A 19926-nucleotide genomic window follows, 5' to 3' on the forward strand; every position below is an offset into this window, starting at 1 on the left:
TGGAGATGTAGCCCGGCTGAAATCCGGTGGTATTCTGGCTCGCTTTCCCTGCTCGGCCTTGGCCTCCTGCATCGCTCCAGCGTAGGAGCGGCTTCAGCCGCGAAACTCGCGGATAAATCCGCTCCTACAGTTGCGGCCCGCTCTCGCCCGCCTACAACGCCTTTTCGAATACCTTGGAATTGCGCTGGTAGTTGTACAGCGATGCTCGCGCAGCGGGCATGCGCTCGACGCTGCTTGGCTCGAAGCCGCGTTCGCGGAACCAGTGGGCGGTGCGGGTGGTGAGCACGAACAGGGTCTTGATCCCCTGCGCCCGTGCCCTGGCCTCGATACGCTCGAGCAACTCGTCGCCACGACCGCCATGGCGGTACTCGGGATTGACCGCCAGGCAGGCCAGTTCGCCGCAATCGGAATCGGCGATGGGATAGAGCGCCGCGCAGGCGATGATCAGCCCTTCACGCTCGACGATGCTGAACTGCTCGATCTCGCGTTCGAGCACCTCGCGCGAGCGGCGCACCAGAATGCCCTGCTCTTCCAGCGGACTGATCAGCTCAATCAGGCCGCCGACATCCTCGATGGTCGCCTCGCGCAGGGATTCGAATTGCTCCTGGGCCACCAGGGTGCCGTTACCGGTGCGAGTGAACAGCTCGCTGAGCAGTGCGCCATCGGTGGCGTAGCTGACGATATGGCTGCGCTTGACGCCGCCACGGCAGGCTTCGGCAGCGGCGTCGAGCAACTCGCCCTGATAGTTGCTGCCCAGGCGCGCCAGATGCGCCGGCACCTGCTGCGGACGCAACTCGCGCACCAGTTTGCCGCTCTCGTCGAGCAGACCATCCTCGGCGCCGAACAGCAGCAGCTTGTCCGCGCCCAGGTCGATGGCGGCGCGGGTGGCAACGTCCTCGCAGGCCAGGTTGAAGATTTCTCCGGTGGGCGAATACCCCAGCGGCGACAGCAGCACGATGCTGCGCTCGTCGAGCTGGCGGTTGATGCCCTTGCGGTCGATGCGCCGCACTTCGCCGGTGTGGTGATAGTCGATGCCATCGAGCACACCGATCGGCCGCGCGGTAACGAAGTTGCCGCTGGTCAGGCGCAGGCGCGACCCCTGCATCGGCGAGGCGGCCATGTCCATCGACAGACGCGCCTCGATGGTGATGCGCAGCTGGCCCACCGCATCGATCACGCACTCCAGCGTTGGCGCATCGGTGATACGCAGGTCGCGGTGGTAATGCGGGGTCAGGCCTCGGGCAGCGAGGCGTGCCTCGATCTGCGGGCGCGAGCCGTGAACCAGTACCAGGCGCACGCCAAGGCTGTGCAGCAGTACCAGATCATGGACGATATTGGCGAAATTCGGATGGGCGACGCCCTCACCCGGCAGCATGACCACGAAGGTGCGGTCGCGGTGGGCGTTGATATAGGGTGAAGCGTGGCGTAACCAGGTGACGTAGTCGTGCATGGGCAATCCATTAACGTAGAGACGTAGGACGGCATGGCCGTCATGTTTCGGTCAGATGGTCGGTCTCATCGTCGCTGCACGTCTTCGCTCCGGGTCAGGCAATAGTGCTGGATCAATTGGCGCAGCAGCGCCACGGTAGGTTCGATGCGCGCCAGCTCCAGGTGTTCCCCCGGCTGGTGCGCGCAGTCGATGTCGCCAGGGCCGAGTACCAGGGTCTCGCAGCCCAGTTGCTGAAGATAGGGCGCCTCGGTACCGAATGCTACCGCTTGCGCACTGTGCCCCGTGAGACGCTCGGCCAGACGCACAAGCTCGGCATCGGCGCGCTGCTCGAACGGCGGCACCTCCGGGAACAGCGGGCCGTAGTCGATGCGCACCTGATGCTTGAGCGCCAGCGGCTGCAGCTTGCCGCGAATGGCCTCACGCAGCTGCTCCGGGTCCATGCCAGGCAGCGGCCGCAGGTCGAATTCCAGCGCACATTGCCCGCAGATGCGGTTGGGATTGTCGCCGCCGTGGATGCAGCCGAGGTTGAGCGTCGGCTGTGGCACGCCGAACTGCGGGTTGTTGAATTCGCGCTGCCACTGGGCGCGCAGGCCGCGCAGCTCGCCCATCACATCCTGCATGGCTTCCAGCGCACTATGGCCGAGGCTGGGGTCGGAAGAGTGACCGCTGCGGCCGAGAATATCGATACGCTCCATCATCACACCCTTGTGCAGGCGGATGGGTTTGAGGCCGGTCGGCTCGCCGATCACCGCCGCACGACCAAGCGGCCGCCCGGCATCGGCCAGGGCGCGGGCACCGGCCATGGAGCTCTCCTCGTCACAGGTGGCGAGGATCAGCAGCGGTTGCTTGAAGGGCTGGTCGAGCAGCGGCCGCACGGCTTCGATGGCCAGGGCGAAGAAGCCTTTCATGTCGCAACTGCCCAGCCCCACCCAGCGGTCGCCCACCTCGCTCAGCCTGAGCGGGTCGGTCTGCCACAGGGCGGCATCGAAGGGCACGGTATCGCTGTGCCCGGCCAGCACCAGGCCACCGGGGCCGGAGCCATAACTGGCGAGCAGGTTGAACTTGCCCGGGGCGACCTGCTGGGTTTCGCAGGTGAAGCCCAGGTCACCGAGCCAGGCAGCGAGCAGCTCGATGACCGGCGCGTTGCTCTGATCCCAGTCGGGCTGGGTGCAGCTCACCGATGGCGCTGCGATCAGCGCGGCGAACTGCTCTCGGAAGGACGGCAGGGGCATCGGCGCTCTCCAAAAAACGATGCCCCATCATAGGGGCATCGTCCTGTCGGTGAAACCGCCGAAGTGGAATCAGACTCCGCCGAACAATGCGCGCAGGATGAAGAAGAAGACGATCGACAGGATCGCACCGGCCGGCAGGGTGATGATCCAGGACAGGAAGATCTTGCCGATCATGCCCAGGTTCAGCGCACCGATGCCGCGCGCCAGGCCGACACCGAGAATGGCGCCGACCAGGGTATGGGTGGTGGATACCGGCAGGCCCAGGCCCGAGGCGCTGACCACGGTGGTGGCTGCAGCCAGCTCGGCGGCGAAACCGCGGCTGGGGGTCAGCTCGGTGATTTCCTTGCCGATGGTGGCGATCACCTTGTAGCCGTAGGTCGCCAGGCCGACGACGATACCCAGCGCGCCCAGCAGCAGGATCCAGCCGGGCACCAGCGATTTTTCGCCAGCGGCCAGCTCGCCGCCACTCTGGATCACGCCGACGATGGCCGCCAACGGGCCGACTGCGTTGGCCACGTCGTTGGAGCCGTGTGCAAAGGCCATGGAGCAGGCGGTGAAGATCATCAGGATGGCAAACACCTTCTCCACGCTGGAGAAGTGGAAAGCCTTGTCGGCTTCGGCGTCGACATGGATGCGGCTGAGCAGCGCGATACCGATCAGCATGACCAGCACACCGATACCGATCGAGAGCAGAAAGCCCTCGGTGCTGGAGAGGTTCAGGCCGACATGCTTGAGCCCCTTGGTCATGGTCATCAGCGAAATCATGAAACCGGTGATGAACATGTACAAGGGCACGTAGCGCTTGGCGTTCATGAACGGATTCTCGGTGTCGATGATCAGCTTCTGCACGCTGACGAACAGGCAGAAGGAAATGATCCCGGCGAGCATCGGCGTGACCACCCAGCTGGCGACGATGGGGCCGACACCGCTCCAGTGCACCGCGTCCATCGACACGCCGACCGCAGCGAAACCGATCACCGCGCCGACGATGGTGTGCGTGGTCGATACCGGCCAGCCACGCGTCGAGGCCACCAGCAGCCAGGTGCCGGCAGCCAGCAACGCCGACATCATGCCCAGCACCATCAGATTGGGGCTGATCAGATTGGCGTCGACGATGCCGTTCTTGATGGTTTCAGTCACCTGCCCGCCGGCCAGGTAAGCGCCAGCGAACTCGAAGACCATGGCGATGATGATCGCCTGCTTGATGGTCAGCGCACGCGAGCCAACGGATGTACCCATAGCATTGGCTACATCGTTGGCCCCCACACCCCAGGCCATGAAAAAACCGAAAAGGCAGGCAAGAACGAGCAGAACCAGCCCGTAGTCCGCAATCAGAGACATAAATTAGTTTCCGTAGATCCCAGAAAGGACACTGGCGCTTAGCGCGCCAGCAGTTGTTCCAGTCGGTTGCCCACTCGTTGGGCACGGTCGGCGACGTCGCCGATCCAGTCGATGATCTGATAGAGGAACATCACATCGACCGGGGGAAGGTCCTTCTCCAGCTTGAACAGGTGGCGACGGACCTCGATCTGCAGGCGATCGGTATCGTTTTCGATCGAACCGAGCTCCTCGATCAGGGTTTCCACCAGTTCGGCTTCTCGGCCGGCGAAACCGGTCTCGAGCAGCTCGTCCAACTCGTTCATCGCCTTCAGCGCCTGGGCGCTGGCGTCCACGCTGCGCTGCACGTAGGTACGCATCAACGGCTGCAGCGGCTGCGGGATGGCCATCTGCCGGCCGAGCATCAGGCCGGCGATGTCCTTGGCACGGTTGGCGACTTTGTCCTGTACACTGAGCAGCTCAAGCAGGTCCGAGCGCGGCACCGGCAAAAACAGGCTCTTGGGCAGGTGCAGGCGCACGCTTTTCTTGAGCTTGTCAGCCTCGTGCTCCAGCCGGGACATCTCCTGTTGTACCTGTTCAACCTTGGCCCAATCCTCGGCCATCACGGCTTCGAAGAAAGGCACCAGGTTCGCCGCGCACTCGTGGGCCTTGGCGATATGCTGTTGCATGGGGCCGATGGGTGAACGGCCGAACAGGCTGACAAAGGGATTGATAGGCATAGGGTAAGCCCCCGTTTTGAGAAGGCCGCAAGTATAGGGACCGGCTTCGCCATCCGCCAGCGCGCGTCATCGGTCTGTCACATTTTCATAAAAGGCGTTCTAGCTCTCCATCATGGCCAAAGAAACCGAAATCAAACTGCGCGTCAGCCGCGCCACCCTGGCAGCCCTGCGCGAGCACCCGCTGCTGAAGAAGCGCAACAAGAGCGGCTGGCAGCGCGGCGAGCTGTTCAATCAGTACTACGACACGCCGGATCGCGACCTGGCCAATGCCAAGGTCGCCCTGCGTCTGCGCCGCGATGGCGAACAGTTCATCCAGACGCTGAAAAGCCGCGGCCAGAGCGTCGCCGGCCTGTCCGAGCGCAACGAATGGGACTGGCACCTGAGCAAGGCCAAGCTGGACCTGAAAAAGCTCGACGACAGCTGCTGGCCGGCCAGCCTGGCCGATCTGGACAAGAAAACCCTGCAGCCGCTGTTCACCACCGATTTCGTCCGTGAGAAGGCCGAGATCGCCTGGGGTCGCGGCAAGGCCAAGGTAGTCATCGAGGCCGCACTGGACCTGGGCAAGGTAATCGCCGGCGAAGGCGAAGAAGAGATTTGCGAGCTGGAGCTGGAGTTGCGCCAGGGCGAACCGGCGGCGCTGCTGGAACTGGCCTGCGAGCTGGCCGCCGATCTGCCGTTGATGCCGTGCGACATCAGCAAGGCCGAGCGCGGCTATCGACTGTTCGATGCCGGCAGCTACAGCCTGAGCCTGCCCGCTCCTGCCCTGCATGGCGAAATAAGCCTGGACGACGCCTTCGCCGCGCTTGCCTGGCATCTGCTCGGCGCCAGCCAGCGCCTGGCCGAGCAGTATCGCTGGAACGGTCACTGGAGTCTGCTGCAGCAATGGCTGGAGCAGCTGATCGACCTGCGCGCGCTGCTCGCCAGCCTCGGCCAGGCCGCGCCCCGCGCCAGCTCGCGTGAGCTGCGCGAAGCGCTCGATGCGCTGCTCGATGACTGGCGTCCGCGCCTGGCGGCTGGCCAGGACGACGACAGCATGCGGCGCAACGCTCCGGCGCTGTTTGCCGCCGAACTGGATGGCTGCCGCTGGGGCCTGCTGTCGCTGAAGCTGTCGCACTGGCTGCTGCTGCGTAGCTGGACCACCGAGCGCAACAACCGTGGCACCCGCCAGGGCAACGCCGCGCTGGGTAACTGGCTGCCGACTTTGCTGGGCGAAGAAGGCGCTGCCCTGCAGCTGCGTCGCTACCAGCAGCAGCCGGAAGACCTGGCCGAACAGATGCCGCGCCTGGAGCGCCTGCTGGTCTGGCTGCGTCTGGCCCGTGGCGTGCTGGAGGTGCCCGAGGTCGACCGCCTGTATGGCGAGCTGAACAAGCTGTATGGCCTGGCGCAGCAGAAACTCGACGACGAGCAGCGTCAGCTGCGCGCGACCCAGGCGCAGATCGTAAGCAGCCTCAAGGCGTGGAAGGCGCTGGTGAAATAATCGGGTACACAGCCGTGGGAGGCGCTTCAGCGACGAGCGTGGACGTCGCGGCTAAAGCCCCTCCCACACACCCATGAAAAAACGGGCCCTGCGGGGCCCGTTTTGGTTTTCAGCCTGCAGCTCAGTGACTGCTGCTTTGACTGCCGGCCGGCTGCCAGGACGGATTGGTGGTCTCGTCCATCGCCTGCTGCATGGCCTTCTTGCGTTTTTCCTCGGCACGATGGGCGAAGAACCAGGCCAGGAAGGTGGCGAACGACACCGCCAGCAGGATCAGGCTGGCCACCGCATTGATCTCCGGCTTAACCCCCAGGCGCACGGCAGAGAAGATCTCCATCGGCAGGGTGGTCGAGCCCGGGCCGGATACGAAGCTGGCCAGTACCAGGTCGTCCAGCGACAGGGCGAAGGACATCATGGCGCCCGCTGCCAGCGATGGCGCGATCATCGGCACGGTGATCAGGAAGAACACCTTCCACGGCCGTGCACCCAGGTCCATGGCCGCTTCTTCGATGGACATGTCCAGCTCACGCAGGCGCGACGACACCACTACCGCCACGTAGGCCGAGCAGAATGTGGTGTGGGCGATCCAGATGGTGGCCATGCCGCGCTGCATCGGCCAGCCGATCAGCTGCGCCATCAGCACGAACAGCAGCAACAGCGACAGACCGGTGATCACTTCCGGCATCACCAGCGGTGCGGTGACCAGACCACCGAACAGCGTGCGCCCCTTGAAGTGGGTGATGCGGGTCAGCACGAAGGCCGCCAGGGTGCCCAGGGCCACCGCCGCAATGGCGGTGTAGCAGGCGATTTCCAGCGAGCGCATCACCGAGTTCATCAGCTGGGAGTTGTCCAGCAGGCCAACGTACCACTTCACCGACCAGCCACCCCAGACCGTTACCAGCCGCGAGGCGTTGAACGAGTAAATGACCAGGATGACCATGGGCAGGTAGATGAAGATCAGGCCGGCCCAGAGCATGAGGCTGGAGAATCTGAAACGCTTCATGGGCGGCCCTCCAGCTCTTTAGCTTGGTTACGATTAAAGAGAATGATTGGCACGATCAGGATTGCCAGCATCACCACCGCCAGGGCGGACGCCACCGGCCAATCGCGGTTGTTGAAGAACTCCTGCCACAGCACCTTGCCGATCATCAGGGTCTCCGGGCCGCCCAGCAGCTCGGGGATTACGAACTCACCGACCACCGGGATGAACACCAGCATCGAGCCGGCGATGATGCCGTTCTTCGACAGCGGTACGGTGATCTTCCAGAAGTTGTTGAAGTTGCTCGAACCCAGGTCGGACGCGGCCTCCAGCAGGCTGAGGTCGTGCTTCACCAGGTTGGCGTAGAGCGGCAGGATCATGAACGGCAGGTAGGAATAGACCACGCCGATATAGACCGCGGTGTTGGTGTTGAGAATCTGCAGCGGCGAGTCGATCAGTCCGATGCCCATCAGCACGCTGTTGAGCAGGCCGTTATTGCCGAGGATGCCCATCCAGGCGTAGACGCGAATCAGGATCGCGGTCCAGGTCGGCATCATGATCAGCAGCAGCAGTACCGTCTGCTGGGACTTCGGCGCCCTGGCGATGGCGTAGGCCATCGGGTAACCGATCAACAGGCACAGCAGGGTGCTGAAGAAAGCGACCTTCAGCGAACCGAGGTAAGCCGCCAGGTACAGAGCGTCTTCGGTGAGGAAGATGTAATTGCCGAAGTTCAGCAGCAGCGTCAGCTTGTTGTCCGCCCACTCGTAGATCTCCGTGTACGGCGGGATCGCCACGTCAGCCTCGGCGAAGCTGATCTTCAGCACGATGACGAACGGCAGCAGGAAGAACATGAACAGCCAGAGGAACGGAATGCCGATCACGGCATGCCGTCCACTGGGCAGATAGCGCGCCAGTTTGCTCATTTTCATGATTGCAGTACCACGCCGCTGTCGTCTTCCCAGTACACCACCACGGGGTCATCCCAGGTCGGACGCTTGCCGCGGCGCTCGGCATTGGCGATGAAGCACTGCACGACCTGCCCGGAGGTGAGCTTGACGTAGTAGACCGAATGGCCGCCGAGGTAGGCGATGTCGTGCACGTGGCCATGGCTCCAGTTGTATTGCGGGTGCTCGTGGTCGTCCGGCAGCGCGGTGGCCATCAGCAACTTCTCGGGGCGCAGTGCGTAGCTGACTTTCTTGTCCTCGGCGCGGGTGCTGACGCCGTGACCGATGTAGATCGGCTTGTCCAGTTGCGGGCAGTCGATGATCGCGTGGTCGACTTCGTCGGTCGTGATCTGTCCGTCGAACAGGTTGACGTTGCCGATGAATTCGCACACCAGGCGGCTGGTCGGCGTCTCGTAGATGTCCACCGGGCTGCCGGTCTGGGCGATCCAGCCCAGGTGCATGATGGCGATGCGCTGGGCCATGGTCATGGCCTCTTCCTGGTCGTGGGTCACCATCACGCAGGTCACGCCGACGCGCTCGATGATTTCCACCAGTTCCAGCTGCATCTGCGAACGCAGTTTCTTGTCCAGCGCGCCCATCGGCTCGTCCAGCAGCAGCAGTTTGGGACGCTTGGCCAGGGAGCGGGCCAGGGCCACACGCTGGCGCTGGCCACCGGAGAGCTGGTGCGGCTTGCGCTTGGCATACTGGGTCATGTGCACCAGTTTGAGCATCTCGGCCACGCGCTCTTCGATCTCGGCCTTGGGCAGCTTGTCCTGCTGCAGACCGAAGGCGATGTTCTGCGCCACGGTCATGTGCGGGAACAGCGCGTAGGACTGGAACATCATGTTGATCGGACGCTGGTACGGCGGCATGTCGGTGATGTCGACGCCATCGAGGATGATGCGCCCTTCGGTCGGACGCTCGAAACCGGCGAGCATGCGCAGCAGCGTGGACTTACCGGAGCCGGAACCGCCGAGCAGGGCGAAGATCTCGCCCTTGTTGATGGTCAGCGATACGTCGTCGACCGCTACGGTCTCGTCGAATTTCTTGGTGACCCGATCGATCTTGACCAGCACCTCTTTCGGTTTCTGGTCCCCTTCGAGGGCTTTTTTATAGGCGCTGGAGGCAACAGCCATTCGGAAACTCCCGGAAGATAGCGCCCGACCGTGCCGGCCGGGCTGAAACGGTTACTGACCCGACTTGATCTTGGTCCAGCTGCGGGTCATCAGACGCTGCGCCTTGGGCGGCAGTTCGGCCATCACGTACAACTTGTCCAGCACGGCCTGCGGTGGATACACCGATTCGTCCTGACGAATGTCCTGATCCATGATCTCCCCTGCATTGATGTTGGGGTTGGCATAGCCGACATAGTCGCTGACCCCGGCGATCACCTTGGGATCGAGGAGGTAGTTGATGAAGGCATGGGCTTGCTCGACATTGCGGGCATCCTTGGGAATGGCCAGCATGTCGAACCACAGGTTGGCGCCCTCCTTGGGAATCGCATAGGCGATTTCGATGCCCTTTCCGGCCTCTTCGGCGCGGTCGGCCGCCTGCAGAACATCCCCCGAATAACCGAACGCCACGCAGATGTTGCCGTTGGCCAGATCGGAGATGTATTTCGAGGAGTGGAAGTAGCTCACGTAGGGACGCACTTCCATCAGCTTGGCTTCGGCCTTGGCGTAGTCATCGGCACTCTGGCTGTTCGGATCCAGACCCAGGTAGTTGAGCACCGAGGGAATCATCTCGTCGGCCGAATCCATGAAGGACACACCACAGCTGGCGAGCTTCTTCATGTTCTCCGGTTCGAACAACACTGCCCACGAGTCGATCTTGTCGACGCCCAGCGCCGCCTTGACCTTCTCGACGTTGTAACCGATGCCGTTGGTACCCCACAGATAGGGTACGGCGTACTGGTTGCCCGGATCATTGGCTTCGAGCTGCTTGAGCAGGGCTGGGTCGAGGTTGCTCCAGTTCGGCAGCTTGGTACGGTCCAGCGGCTGGAACGCGCCGGCCTTGATCTGCTTGCCGAGAAAATGATTGGACGGCACCACCACGTCATAACCGGTACGACCGGCGAGCAGCTTGCCTTCCAGCGTTTCATTGGAGTCGAAGACGTCGTAGACCGGCTTGATGCCAGTGGCCTGTTCGAACTCGGCCAGCGTCTCTTCGCCGATGTAGTCGCTCCAGTTGTAAATATGCACCGTCTGCTGAGCCAGAGCGGCTCCACTCAGGGTAGCGGCTGCCAGGGCGATCAGAGTCTTGGGCAGGGTTACTCGCACAGTTTCATCCTCGCTTTGGTGCGCCGCTAAAAAAAGCGCGGCACTTTATAGGAAAACGCGTCAGGAATCAGCGACTGCCGGACTCAGATCAAGCCGCAGCGCTACTTCCCAAGGCTCTCAGCCCAAACAGGCGCAAAACGAATGGCCATCCCGGCCTTTTATCGTGATCCTTTTAAGTTATTGCTGCATGACCTGGCAGGCGTGCCCGCCAGGTCATGTACTGCTTCGATCAGCGGCCGGACTTGATCTTGGTCCAGCTGCGGGTCATCGCACGTTGTGCCGGGGCCGGCAGGTCTGGGAAGGCGTACAGCTTGGCCATCACTTCCTCGCTCGGGTAGATGCCCGGGTCCTGGCGGATCGCCTCGTCGACCAGTTCGGTGGCCTTGGCGTTGCCGTTGGGGAACTGCACCTCGTTGGTGATCTGCGCCATCACTTCCGGCTTGAGCAGATAGTTCAGGAAGGTGTAGGCGGCATCGACGTTCTCGGCATCCGCCGGGATGGCCAGCATGTCGAAGAAGGTGCCGGCGCCTTCCTTCGGAATGTTGTAGGACACCTTGACCTTGCCGCCGGCTTCTTCGGCACGGGACTTGGCCTGGTAGATGTCGCCGGAATAACCCACGGCCACGCAGAGGTTGCCGTTAGCCAGGTCGGAGATGTACTTGGAAGAGTGGAAGTAGGTCACCGAAGGACGGATCTTCATGAACAGATCCTCGGCTTCCTTGAGCTGCTTGGTATCGGTGCTGGTCGGCTCATGGCCGAGGTACTGCAGAGCGATCGGCAGAATCTCGGTGGGCGAGTCGAGGAAGGACACACCGCAGGACTTCAGCTTCTCGATGTTTTCCGGCTTGAACAGCAGGTCCCAGGAGTCCACCGGGGCGTTTTCACCCAGTGCCGCCTTGACCTTCTCCGGGTTGAAGCCGATACCGATCGAACCCCACATGTAGGGGAAGGCGTACTGGTTGCCCGGGTCGCTGACTTCGACGGTCTTGAGCAGGTTTTTGTCCAGGTTGTCCCAAGCCAGCTTGGACTTGTCCAGCGGCTGGTAGACCTTGGCCTTGATGTGCTTGGCCAGGAAGTTGTTCGAGGGCACGACGATGTCGTAACCGGACTTGCCCGCGAAGAGTTTGGCTTCCAGCGTCTCGTTGCTGTCGAAAACGTCGTAGACCACCTTGATGCCGCTTTCCTTCTCGAAATTGGCAATGGTGTCTTCGGCGATGTAATCGCTCCAGTTGTAGACATGCAGTACCTTGTCATCGGCCTGCGCAGCGCCAGCCACGGCTGCGGTCAGGGACAACGCAAGAAGAGTCTTGCCGAAAATTTTCATGCGAACAGCTCCTGTTGTTGTGTCGTTTTGCGATCGAGCGCAAGTACTTCCGGTCTGGCCGGCCCGCGCACTCTGGCGCAGTCTGGCAAGGTCATCGCGGTGATACAACTTTCCCGTGGTAACCGACTGCAAGCGGTGTATTCACAGCCACTCAGCGCGCCAGTTCCTCCAGCGTCAGGTCCAGGCACTTGCGTGCCTTTTCCACCAGCTCGTCGATTTCGGCAAAGCTGATCACCAAAGGCGGGGCGATGATCATGGTGTCGCCCACCGCGCGCATGATCAGACCGTTGTTGAAGCAGTGGCCACGGCAGATCATGCCGACCGCCTTGTCACCCGGGTAACGTTGGCGCGTCGCCTTGCCCTGCACCAATTCGATGGCGCCGAGCATGCCGATACCGCGCACCTCGCCCACCAGCGGGTGATCCGCCAGCTCCCGCAGTCGTCGCTGCAAATAGGGTGCCGTTTCCGCTTTCACCCGTTCGACGATGCCCTCTTCGTTGAGAATGCGCAGGTTTTCCAGGCCCACCGCTGCCGCCACCGGGTGGCCGGAGTAAGTGAAGCCGTGGTTGAAGTCGCCGTGCGCCTCGATCACATCGAACACCTTGTCGCTGACAATCAGTCCGCCCATCGGCACATAGCCGCTGGTAAGGCCCTTGGCGATAGTCATCAGGTCCGGCTTGAGGTCGTAGTACTGGCTGCCGAACCATTCCCCGGTGCGGCCAAAGCCGCAGATCACCTCGTCGGCCACGAACAGAATGTCGTACCTGGCCAGGATCTCCTTGATCCGCGGCCAGTAGGTCTCCGGCGGGATGATCACGCCACCGGCGCCCTGGATCGGCTCGGCGATAAAGGCGGCAACGTTCTCTTCGCCCAGCTCGAGAATCTTCTTCTCCAACTGATCGGCGGCCCAGATGCCGAATTCTTCCGGCGACTGGTCGCCGCCCTCACCGAACCAGTAGGGCTGCGGAATGTGGGCGATACCGGGAATCGGCAAATCGCCCTGCTCGTGCATGAACTTCATGCCGCCGAGGCTGGCGCCGGCCACGGTGGAGCCGTGATAGCCGTTCTCGCGGCCGATGATGATCTTCTTGTTCGCCTTGCCCTTGCACGCCCAGTAGTGGCGCACCAGGCGCAGCATGGTGTCGTTGCCTTCGGAGCCCGAACCGGTGAAGAACACATGGTTCATGCCGGCCGGTGCCAGTTGGGAGATGGCGTGGGCCAGCTCCAGCACCGGCGGGTGGGCGGTCTGGAAGAAGGTGTTGTAGAACGGCAGCTGACGCATCTGCGTCGCGGCAGCTTCGACCAGTTCCTCGCGGCCATAGCCGACGGCCACGCACCACAGGCCGGCCATGCCGTCGAGGATCTTGTTGCCCTCGCTGTCCCACAGGTGGACGCCTTTTGCCTCGGTGATGATGCGCGGGCCCTTCTCGGCCAGCTGCTTGTAGTCACTGAACGGCGCCAGGTGGTGAGCCTGGCTCAGGGCGTGCCATTGGGCAGTCTTGGGGTTGCTCGCTTGCTTGTTCATACCAACACCTTGCTAACACGCAGCGCCAGCGACGCTACGCAGGGATTCGTGGCAGCGGCCGCGCCAGGCACGGCCGACAGCCGATTACACCGACAACAACAGGAACTCGCGTTCCCAGGAACTGATCACCCGCTTGAAGTTCTCGTGCTCGGCACGCTTGACCGCGACATAACCGCGGATGAACTTCTCGCCGAGAAACTTTTCAGCGTCCTTGCAGGCTTCCATACGCTCCAGAGCACTCTCGATGGTCACCGGCAGACGCAGGTTGCGCCGCTCGTAACCACGCCCCTTGACCGGCGCGCCGGGGTTCACTCCGCCGACCATGCCCATGTAGCCGCACAGCAGCGTCGCTGCCAGCACCAGGTAGGGGTTGGCGTCAGCGCCAGCCAGGCGGTTCTCCACGCGGCGGTTCTGCGGGCTGGCCTCCGGCACGCGCAGGCCCACGGTACGGTTTTCCTCGCCCCACTCCACGTTCACCGGCGCCGAGGTATCGGGCAGGAAACGACGGAACGAGTTGACGTTGGGTGCGAACAGCGGCAGCAGCTCGGGGATGTATTTCTGCAGGCCGCCGATGTGATGCATGAACAGCTCGCTCATCGTCCCGTCATCGTTGGAGAAGATGTTCTTGCCGGTCTTGATGTCCACCACGCTCTGGTGGATGTGCATGGCGCTGCCCGGCTCGTCGGTGATCGGCTTGGCCATGAAGGTGGCCGCCACGTCATGCTTGAGCGCGGCTTCGCGCATGGTGCGCTTGAACACCAGAATCTGGTCGGCCAGATGCAGTGCGTCGCCGTGACGGAAGTTGATTTCCATCTGCGCCGGGCCTTCTTCATGGATCAGGGTGTCCAGATCCAGGCCTTGCAACTCGCACCAGTCGTACATGTCCTCGAACAGCGGGTCGAACTCGTTCGCCGCGTCGATGGAGAAACTCTGACGACCGGTTTCCGGCCGGCCTGAGCGTCCTACCGGTGCGACCAGCGGGAAGTCCGGGTCGCTGTTGCGCTTGGTCAGGTAGAACTCCATCTCAGGTGCGACGATGGGCTTCCAGCCTTTGTCGGCATACATCTGCAGCACCTTCTTGAGGATATTGCGCGGCGACAGTTCGATGGGGTTGCCCTGCTTGTCGAAGGTGTCGTGAATCACCATGGCGGTGGGCTCGATGGCCCAGGGCACGACGAATACCGCATTGGGGTCCGGACGGCAGAACATGTCGATGTCCGCCTCGTCCAGCAGGTCGTAATAGATGTCGTCCTCGACATAGTCGCCGGTCACGGTCTGCAGCAGCACGCTCTCGGGCAGGCGCATGCCCTTCTCGTCGAGGAACTTGTTGGTCGGCGAGATCTTGCCGCGGGCAATGCCGGTCAGGTCGCTGATCAGGCATTCGACTTCGGTGATTTTGCGTTCTTTCAGCCAGCTCGTGAGCTGGTCTAGCTTGGTACTCATAGAGACCTCAGGGTTGTAGAACCAGCTTGAGTTATAGCGGGTTCAGCGTTGCCCCGCCCTCCCCCTGCAAGCCTCACCAAAGGCCTGGAAGAAGGCGAGATATTCGTGTGGATGCTACTAGGGGTGCGGCACCTCCGGCACCTGGCATTTCACTCCAACGAAATTTAAGCGCTCACCCTGCCCCGCCCTCATCAAGCGGTCTGGCTCGCGGTGCAGCGCGCCCGCGGTAAAGCCCGCTGCGGATGTGTTCGGTGCACAAGCCGGGCCAAGGCGCACAACCGCCAGCGCCAGGCGGCGACCTGCGCTATCGTGCAGCTGGGGAGTCGATGGAAAAATCCGATGAGTCAGGCGGCGCGGCACAGAAGCCGCGAAAGAGAGAGGTTGCCGCGTCGCAGTGGCCATTGCCCTGTTCACCGCTGGCGCCCTGAGAAGGGAAGCAGGAGCGTGGCTGATGATCCTGACGCAAGTGCTGACACCTATGGCCGGCAGGCAAAACATGAGACACCCGTATTATTGCTGTTATGGGTTTGAACCGAGCTTAGCCTTGTTCATTTTTTTACACAATAGCTCTGTAAAAAATCGAACACACCCCACTGAGCACCCTGAAAGATCAGCCTTGGGAGTGTTTTGAAAGGCCTTGAAATGCCCCAAAAATGGCCATCACGCCCCACCACAGGGCACTATGTAGCCAGCTTGACAGTAAAGTGCGTTTCGGATTGACTCACACCCATGCACTCGCATGATTGATATATTTAACAAAAAGGTGTTGCATCATGTCGGTACCCCCGCGTGCCGTTCAGCTTAACGAAGCGAACGCGTTCCTCAAGGAACATCCCGAGGTCCAGTTCGTCGACCTTCTTATTGCAGATATGAATGGCGTGGTGCGCGGCAAGCGCATCGACCGGAACGCCCTGCACAAGGTGTACGAGAAAGGCATCAACCTGCCTGCCTCGCTCTTTGCTCTGGACATCAACGGCGCCACCGTCGAGAGCACCGGCCTTGGCCTGGACATCGGCGACGCCGATCGTATCTGCTTCCCCATCCCCAATACCCTGTGCAATGAACCCTGGCAGAAGCGCCCGACCGCGCAGCTGCTGATGACCATGCACGAGCTGGACGGCACGCCTTTCTTCGCCGACCCGCGCGAGGTATTGCGCCAGGTGGTGCAGAAGTTCGACGAACTGGGCCTGCGTATCTGCGCAGCCTTCGAACTGGAGTTCTACCTGATCGACCAGGAGAACGTGAACGGCCGCCCGCAGCCGCCGCGCTCGCCGATCTCCGGCAAGCGCCCGCACTCCACCCAGGTCTACCTGATCGATGACCTCGACGAGTACGTCGACTGCCTGCAGGACATGCTCGAAGCCGCCAAGGAGCAGGGCATTCCGGCCGATGCCATCGTCAAGGAAAGCGCCCCGGCGCAGTTCGAAGTCAACCTGCACCACGTCGAAGACGCCATCAAGGCCTGCGACTACGCCCTGTTGCTCAAGCGCCTGATCAAGAACATCGCCTATGACCATGAGATGGACTCCACTTTCATGGCCAAGCCCTATCCGGGCCAGGCGGGCAATGGCCTGCACGTGCACATCTCGCTGCTGGACAAGAAGACCGGCAAGAACATCTTCGCCGCCGAAGATCCGCTGGAGAACACCTCGCTGCGCCATGCCGTCGGCGGCATCCTCGACACCATGGCCGCGTCGATGGCGTTCCTCTGCCCCAACGTCAACTCGTACCGCCGCTTCGGGGCGCAGTTCTACGTACCCAACGCGCCAAGCTGGGCGCTGGACAACCGTACCGTGGCCGTGCGTGTACCGACCGGCAGCGCCGACGCGGTGCGTATCGAACACCGCGTGGCCGGCGCCGATGCCAACCCCTACCTGATGCTGGCGTCGATCCTCGCCGGTATCCACCACGGCCTGACCAACCAGATCGAACCGGGCGAGCCGATCGAGGGCAACGCCTACGAGCAGCTTGAACCCAGCCTGCCGAACAACCTGCGCGATGCCCTGCGCGAGCTGGACGACAGCGAAGTGCTGAACAAGTACATCGATCCGAAATACATCGACATCTTCGTCGCGTGCAAGGAAGCCGAGCTGCAGGAGTTCGAAACCACCATCTCCGACCTCGAGTACAACTGGTACCTGCATACCGTGTAAGCACTTAGGCCGCCCACGCCCAAGCCTGGGTGCGGGCGGCTGAGCATGCTTGCCCAAGTGACCCTGCCTGACGTCCAATAGCGCCTCACACCAGAGGAGCTTGTTCATGTCGCGCCCAGCCAGCACCCGCAAGCCGCGCGCCAGCAGCCAGGCCCGTATCGCCGTCATCCTCAAGGCAGCGCGCGAACTGCTGGCCGAGCAGGGCATGGCCAGCCTGTCGATCTACACAGTCGCCGAGCGCGCGGGCATTCCGCCTTCGTCGGTGTATCACTTCTTCGCCAGCGTTCCAGCATTGCTCGAAGGGCTGACCGCCGACGTGCATGCGGCCTTTCGTGCCAGCCTGCTGGAGCCGGTCGACCACGCCGCCCTGCGCAGCTGGCACGACCTGTCACGCCTGATCGAGCAACGCATGCTGGCCATCTACGAAGCGGATGCCGCAGCGCGCCAGCTGATCCTGGCCCAGCACGGCCTGGCGGAAGTCACCCAGGCCGATCACCAGCACGACCTGGAGCTGGGCCGGCTGATGCGTGCGCTGTTCGACCGCCACTTTCCCCTGCCGCAATTGCCGACGGATATCGAGGTATTCAGCCTGGCGATGTCATTGGGTGATCGCGTTTACGCCCGCTCGGTGCAACTGCACGGCGCAATCACTCAACGCCTGGCCGAGGAAGGCATGCGCGTGTTCGATGCCTACCTGGGTCTGTACCTGCCGGCGGCCTTGCCGAAAAGGCCGGCTCCGCTAACCTGATCCGCGCATGCCGCCGGCTTCCAGGCGGTGCGCGGTCGAGCACCCTAGCGCCAGAATAAAAAACCAATAAAGATCCGACAAAAATCGATATTTTTCTGTTCGCAGACTTCCAACGCCTTCTAATATCGATATTTATCGGATATAAATTGACCATCCCGCTATGGTCGATGTTCCGCCATGGCATTACGAAAGGCCTTTCGATATAGCCGCAGAGGCCTATGACGAGCTAGAGAGGTAGTGCGTTATGTCCCGTATCGTTACCGTTGCCGCGACCCAGATGGCCTGCTCCTGGGATACTGCCGCGAACATCGCCAAGGCCGAACAGCTGGTGCGCCAGGCAGCCGCTCAGGGCGCGCAGATCATCCTGATCCAGGAGCTGTTCGAGACTCCCTACTTCTGCCAGAAGCCCAACGCCGACTACACCCAACTGGCCACCACGGTCGAGGACAACCCGGCCATCGCGCATTTCCGCAAAGTCGCTGCAGAGCTCGAGGTGGTGCTGCCGATCAGCTTCTTCGAGCGTGCCGGCCGCGCCCGCTTCAACAGCATCGCCATCATCGATGCCGACGGCAGCAATCTGGGGATTTATCGAAAAAGCCACATCCCGGACGGCCCCGGCTACCACGAGAAGTACTTCTTCAATCCCGGTGATACCGGCTTCAAGGTCTGGGATACCGCCTATGCGCGCATCGGCGTGGGCATCTGCTGGGATCAGTGGTTCCCGGAGTGCGCGCGCAGCATGGCGCTGATGGGTGCGGAGATCCTCTTCTACCCCACCGCCATCGGCAGCGAGCCCCACGACGCCAGCATCTCCTCGCGCGAGCACTGGCAGCGCGTGCAGCAGGGGCATGCCGGCGCCAACGTCATGCCACTGGTAGCCAGCAACCGCATCGGCCGTGAAGAACAGGACGGCTACGACATCACCTTCTATGGCAGTTCGTTCATCGCCGACCAGTATGGCGCGAAGGTCAAGGAGCTTAACCAGACCGAAGAAGGCATCCTGGTGCACAGCTTCGACCTGGACGCACTGGAAAAGGTGCGTACCGCCTGGGGTGTGTTCCGCGACCGCCGGCCGAACCTATACTGGCCACTTTCCACGCTCGATGGCGAAACCCCATCCGAATGAACGTAGCCCGGATGTAATCCGGGGCTTTTTCTCACGACTCCCCGGATTGCATCCGGGCTACAGGTGAAACATGACCACCCTCAACACCACACCACGCGCCGATGGTTTCCATATGCCCGCCGAGTGGGCACCGCACAGCCAGACCTGGATGGTCTGGCCCGAGCGCCCGGACAACTGGCGCAACGGCGGCAAGCCGGCGCAGGCGGCCTTCACCGCCGTGGCCAAGGCCATCGCCCAGTTCGAGCCGGTGACCGTCTGCGTCTCCGCCGCGCAGTACGAAAACGCCCGTGCCCGCCTGGACGACGATAACATTCGCCTGGTGGAAATCACCACCGACGATGCCTGGGTGCGTGACACCGGGCCGACTTTCGTGATCAACGACAGCGGCGAGGTGCGCGGCGTGGACTGGACCTTCAACGCCTGGGGCGGCTTCGACGGCGGCCTGTACTGGCCGTGGCAGCGCGACGATCAGGTAGCGCGCAAGATTCTCGAGATCGAAGGCTGCAAGCGCTATCGCACCGAAGGTTTCGTCCTCGAAGGCGGCTCGATCCACGTCGACGGCGAGGGCACTCTGATCACCACCGAAGAATGCCTGCTGAACAGGAACCGCAACCCGCACCTGTCGCGTGAAGAGATCGAAGCCGTGCTGCGCGAGCACCTCGCCGTCGATGCAGTGATCTGGCTGCCGGACGGCCTGTACAACGACGAGACCGACGGCCACGTCGACAACTTCTGCTGCTACGTACGCCCGGGTGAAGTGCTGCTGGCCTGGACCGATGATCAGAACGATCCCAACTACTCGCGCTGCCAGGCTGCCATGCGCGTGCTGGAAGAGGCTCGTGATGCCAAGGGACGCCAACTGATCGTGCACAAGATGCCGATCCCGGGCCCGCTTCACGCCAGCGTCGAAGAGTGCGCCGGCGTCGACATGGTCGAGGGCAGTCAGGAGCGCAGCCCGAACGTGCGCCTGGCCGGTTCTTACGTCAACTTCCTCATCGTCAACGGCGGCATCGTCGCGCCGAGCTTCGATGATCCGAAGGATGAAGAGGCCCGCGCCATCCTGCAACAGGTCTTCCCGGAGCATCGCGTGGTGATGGTGCCCGGCCGCGAGATCCTCCTGGGCGGCGGCAATATCCACTGCATCACCCAGCAGCAGCCAGCCCCGCAGGGTGCCTGACGGCTCCTCACCGCA

The 19926-nt window shown here is 62.5% G+C and carries 16 protein-coding genes; 5 read left to right on the forward strand and 11 right to left on the reverse strand.

What is annotated here, in order from left to right:
- Positions 1-151 precede the first annotated feature (151 nt).
- The 4 genes from argA to DXK50_RS02295 all read right to left on the reverse strand — a co-directional run bounded on the left by argA (position 152) and on the right by DXK50_RS02295 (position 4739).
- Positions 152-1450 carry an amino-acid N-acetyltransferase gene (argA, locus tag DXK50_RS02280; protein WP_161865733.1) on the reverse strand — a complete coding sequence of 433 codons (1299 nt, stop codon included), beginning with the start codon at positions 1448-1450 and terminating at the stop codon, positions 152-154.
- A 65-nt stretch (positions 1451-1515) separates the two neighbouring features.
- Complete coding sequence (gene argE, locus DXK50_RS02285; protein ID WP_212629210.1) at positions 1516-2682, reverse strand: acetylornithine deacetylase; 1167 nt, start codon at positions 2680-2682, stop codon at positions 1516-1518.
- Positions 2683-2751: 69 nt separating this feature from the next.
- A complete protein-coding gene (locus DXK50_RS02290; RefSeq protein ID WP_161865731.1) occupies positions 2752-4023 on the reverse strand; it encodes an inorganic phosphate transporter in 1272 nt (423 codons plus the stop codon).
- A 38-nt stretch (positions 4024-4061) separates the two neighbouring features.
- Complete coding sequence (locus DXK50_RS02295; protein WP_161865730.1) at positions 4062-4739, reverse strand: TIGR00153 family protein; 678 nt, start codon at positions 4737-4739, stop codon at positions 4062-4064.
- A gap of 112 nt (positions 4740-4851) precedes the next feature.
- Here DXK50_RS02295 and DXK50_RS02300 point away from each other — a divergent pair, with 112 nt between their 5' ends.
- Positions 4852-6216 carry a CYTH domain-containing protein gene (locus DXK50_RS02300; protein ID WP_212629211.1) on the forward strand — a complete coding sequence of 455 codons (1365 nt, stop codon included), beginning with the start codon at positions 4852-4854 and terminating at the stop codon, positions 6214-6216.
- A 121-nt stretch (positions 6217-6337) separates the two neighbouring features.
- Here DXK50_RS02300 and DXK50_RS02305 read toward each other — a convergent pair whose 3' ends face one another.
- The 7 genes from DXK50_RS02305 to DXK50_RS02335 form a co-directional block, all read right to left on the reverse strand.
- On the reverse strand, positions 6338-7216 hold the full coding sequence (locus DXK50_RS02305; protein WP_161865728.1) for an ABC transporter permease subunit: 879 nt from the start codon (positions 7214-7216) through the stop codon (positions 6338-6340).
- Positions 7213-8094 (reverse strand): ABC transporter permease subunit, encoded by an 882-nt coding sequence (locus DXK50_RS02310; protein ID WP_161865848.1) that lies wholly within the window; start codon positions 8092-8094, stop codon positions 7213-7215. Before DXK50_RS02310 ends, DXK50_RS02305 begins: the two co-directional genes overlap by 4 nt.
- Positions 8095-8117: 23 nt before the next feature.
- Positions 8118-9272 (reverse strand): polyamine ABC transporter ATP-binding protein, encoded by a 1155-nt coding sequence (gene potA, locus DXK50_RS02315; protein ID WP_161865727.1) that lies wholly within the window; start codon positions 9270-9272, stop codon positions 8118-8120.
- A 51-nt stretch (positions 9273-9323) separates the two neighbouring features.
- Positions 9324-10403: a polyamine ABC transporter substrate-binding protein gene (locus DXK50_RS02320; RefSeq protein WP_249186654.1), complete on the reverse strand. Its 1080-nt coding sequence runs from the start codon at positions 10401-10403 to the stop codon at positions 9324-9326.
- A gap of 241 nt (positions 10404-10644) precedes the next feature.
- Entirely contained in the window at positions 10645-11739 is a 1095-nt protein-coding gene (locus tag DXK50_RS02325; RefSeq protein WP_161865725.1) for a polyamine ABC transporter substrate-binding protein, read from the reverse strand.
- A 151-nt stretch (positions 11740-11890) separates the two neighbouring features.
- A complete protein-coding gene (locus DXK50_RS02330; RefSeq protein ID WP_212629212.1) occupies positions 11891-13264 on the reverse strand; it encodes an aspartate aminotransferase family protein in 1374 nt (457 codons plus the stop codon).
- Positions 13265-13348: 84 nt separating this feature from the next.
- On the reverse strand, positions 13349-14707 hold the full coding sequence (locus tag DXK50_RS02335; RefSeq protein ID WP_161865723.1) for a glutamine synthetase family protein: 1359 nt from the start codon (positions 14705-14707) through the stop codon (positions 13349-13351).
- A gap of 773 nt (positions 14708-15480) precedes the next feature.
- Between DXK50_RS02335 and DXK50_RS02340 the strand changes: the two genes are divergently transcribed.
- The 4 genes from DXK50_RS02340 to aguA all read left to right on the forward strand — a co-directional run bounded on the left by DXK50_RS02340 (position 15481) and on the right by aguA (position 19911).
- On the forward strand, positions 15481-16860 hold the full coding sequence (locus DXK50_RS02340; RefSeq protein WP_161865722.1) for a glutamine synthetase family protein: 1380 nt from the start codon (positions 15481-15483) through the stop codon (positions 16858-16860).
- A 106-nt stretch (positions 16861-16966) separates the two neighbouring features.
- A complete protein-coding gene (locus tag DXK50_RS02345) occupies positions 16967-17608 on the forward strand; it encodes a TetR/AcrR family transcriptional regulator (RefSeq protein WP_212629213.1) in 642 nt (213 codons plus the stop codon).
- A 244-nt stretch (positions 17609-17852) separates the two neighbouring features.
- A complete protein-coding gene (gene aguB, locus DXK50_RS02350; RefSeq protein WP_212629214.1) occupies positions 17853-18734 on the forward strand; it encodes an N-carbamoylputrescine amidase in 882 nt (293 codons plus the stop codon).
- 70 nt (positions 18735-18804) lie between these two features.
- Positions 18805-19911, forward strand: a complete 1107-nt coding sequence (aguA, locus tag DXK50_RS02355; RefSeq protein WP_212629215.1) for an agmatine deiminase — start codon at positions 18805-18807, stop codon at positions 19909-19911.
- Positions 19912-19926: the final 15 nt, after the last annotated feature.

Origin of the sequence: Pseudomonas sp. KB-10, assembly GCF_018221585.1 — a bacterium.
Lineage (GTDB): Bacteria > Pseudomonadota > Gammaproteobacteria > Pseudomonadales > Pseudomonadaceae > Aquipseudomonas > Aquipseudomonas yangonensis.

Excerpts from the sequence above, each read along its gene's own strand:
- DXK50_RS02300 (WP_212629211.1), top strand. The coding sequence starts at position 4,852 with ATGGCCAAAGAAACCGAAATCAAACTGCGCGTCAGCCGCGCCACCCTG.
- DXK50_RS02345 (WP_212629213.1), top strand. The coding sequence starts at position 16,967 with ATGTCGCGCCCAGCCAGCACCCGCAAGCCGCGCGCCAGCAGCCAGGCC.
- DXK50_RS02325 (WP_161865725.1), bottom strand. The coding sequence starts at position 11,739 with ATGAAAATTTTCGGCAAGACTCTTCTTGCGTTGTCCCTGACCGCAGCC.
- DXK50_RS02305 (WP_161865728.1), bottom strand. The coding sequence starts at position 7,216 with ATGAAGCGTTTCAGATTCTCCAGCCTCATGCTCTGGGCCGGCCTGATC.
- DXK50_RS02295 (WP_161865730.1), bottom strand. The coding sequence starts at position 4,739 with ATGCCTATCAATCCCTTTGTCAGCCTGTTCGGCCGTTCACCCATCGGC.
- DXK50_RS02340 (WP_161865722.1), top strand. The coding sequence starts at position 15,481 with ATGTCGGTACCCCCGCGTGCCGTTCAGCTTAACGAAGCGAACGCGTTC.
- argE (WP_212629210.1), bottom strand. The coding sequence starts at position 2,682 with ATGCCCCTGCCGTCCTTCCGAGAGCAGTTCGCCGCGCTGATCGCAGCG.
- potA (WP_161865727.1), bottom strand. The coding sequence starts at position 9,272 with ATGGCTGTTGCCTCCAGCGCCTATAAAAAAGCCCTCGAAGGGGACCAG.
- aguB (WP_212629214.1), top strand. The coding sequence starts at position 17,853 with ATGTCCCGTATCGTTACCGTTGCCGCGACCCAGATGGCCTGCTCCTGG.
- DXK50_RS02330 (WP_212629212.1), bottom strand. The coding sequence starts at position 13,264 with ATGAACAAGCAAGCGAGCAACCCCAAGACTGCCCAATGGCACGCCCTG.
- DXK50_RS02335 (WP_161865723.1), bottom strand. The coding sequence starts at position 14,707 with ATGAGTACCAAGCTAGACCAGCTCACGAGCTGGCTGAAAGAACGCAAA.
- DXK50_RS02290 (WP_161865731.1), bottom strand. The coding sequence starts at position 4,023 with ATGTCTCTGATTGCGGACTACGGGCTGGTTCTGCTCGTTCTTGCCTGC.
- argA (WP_161865733.1), bottom strand. The coding sequence starts at position 1,450 with ATGCACGACTACGTCACCTGGTTACGCCACGCTTCACCCTATATCAAC.
- aguA (WP_212629215.1), top strand. The coding sequence starts at position 18,805 with ATGACCACCCTCAACACCACACCACGCGCCGATGGTTTCCATATGCCC.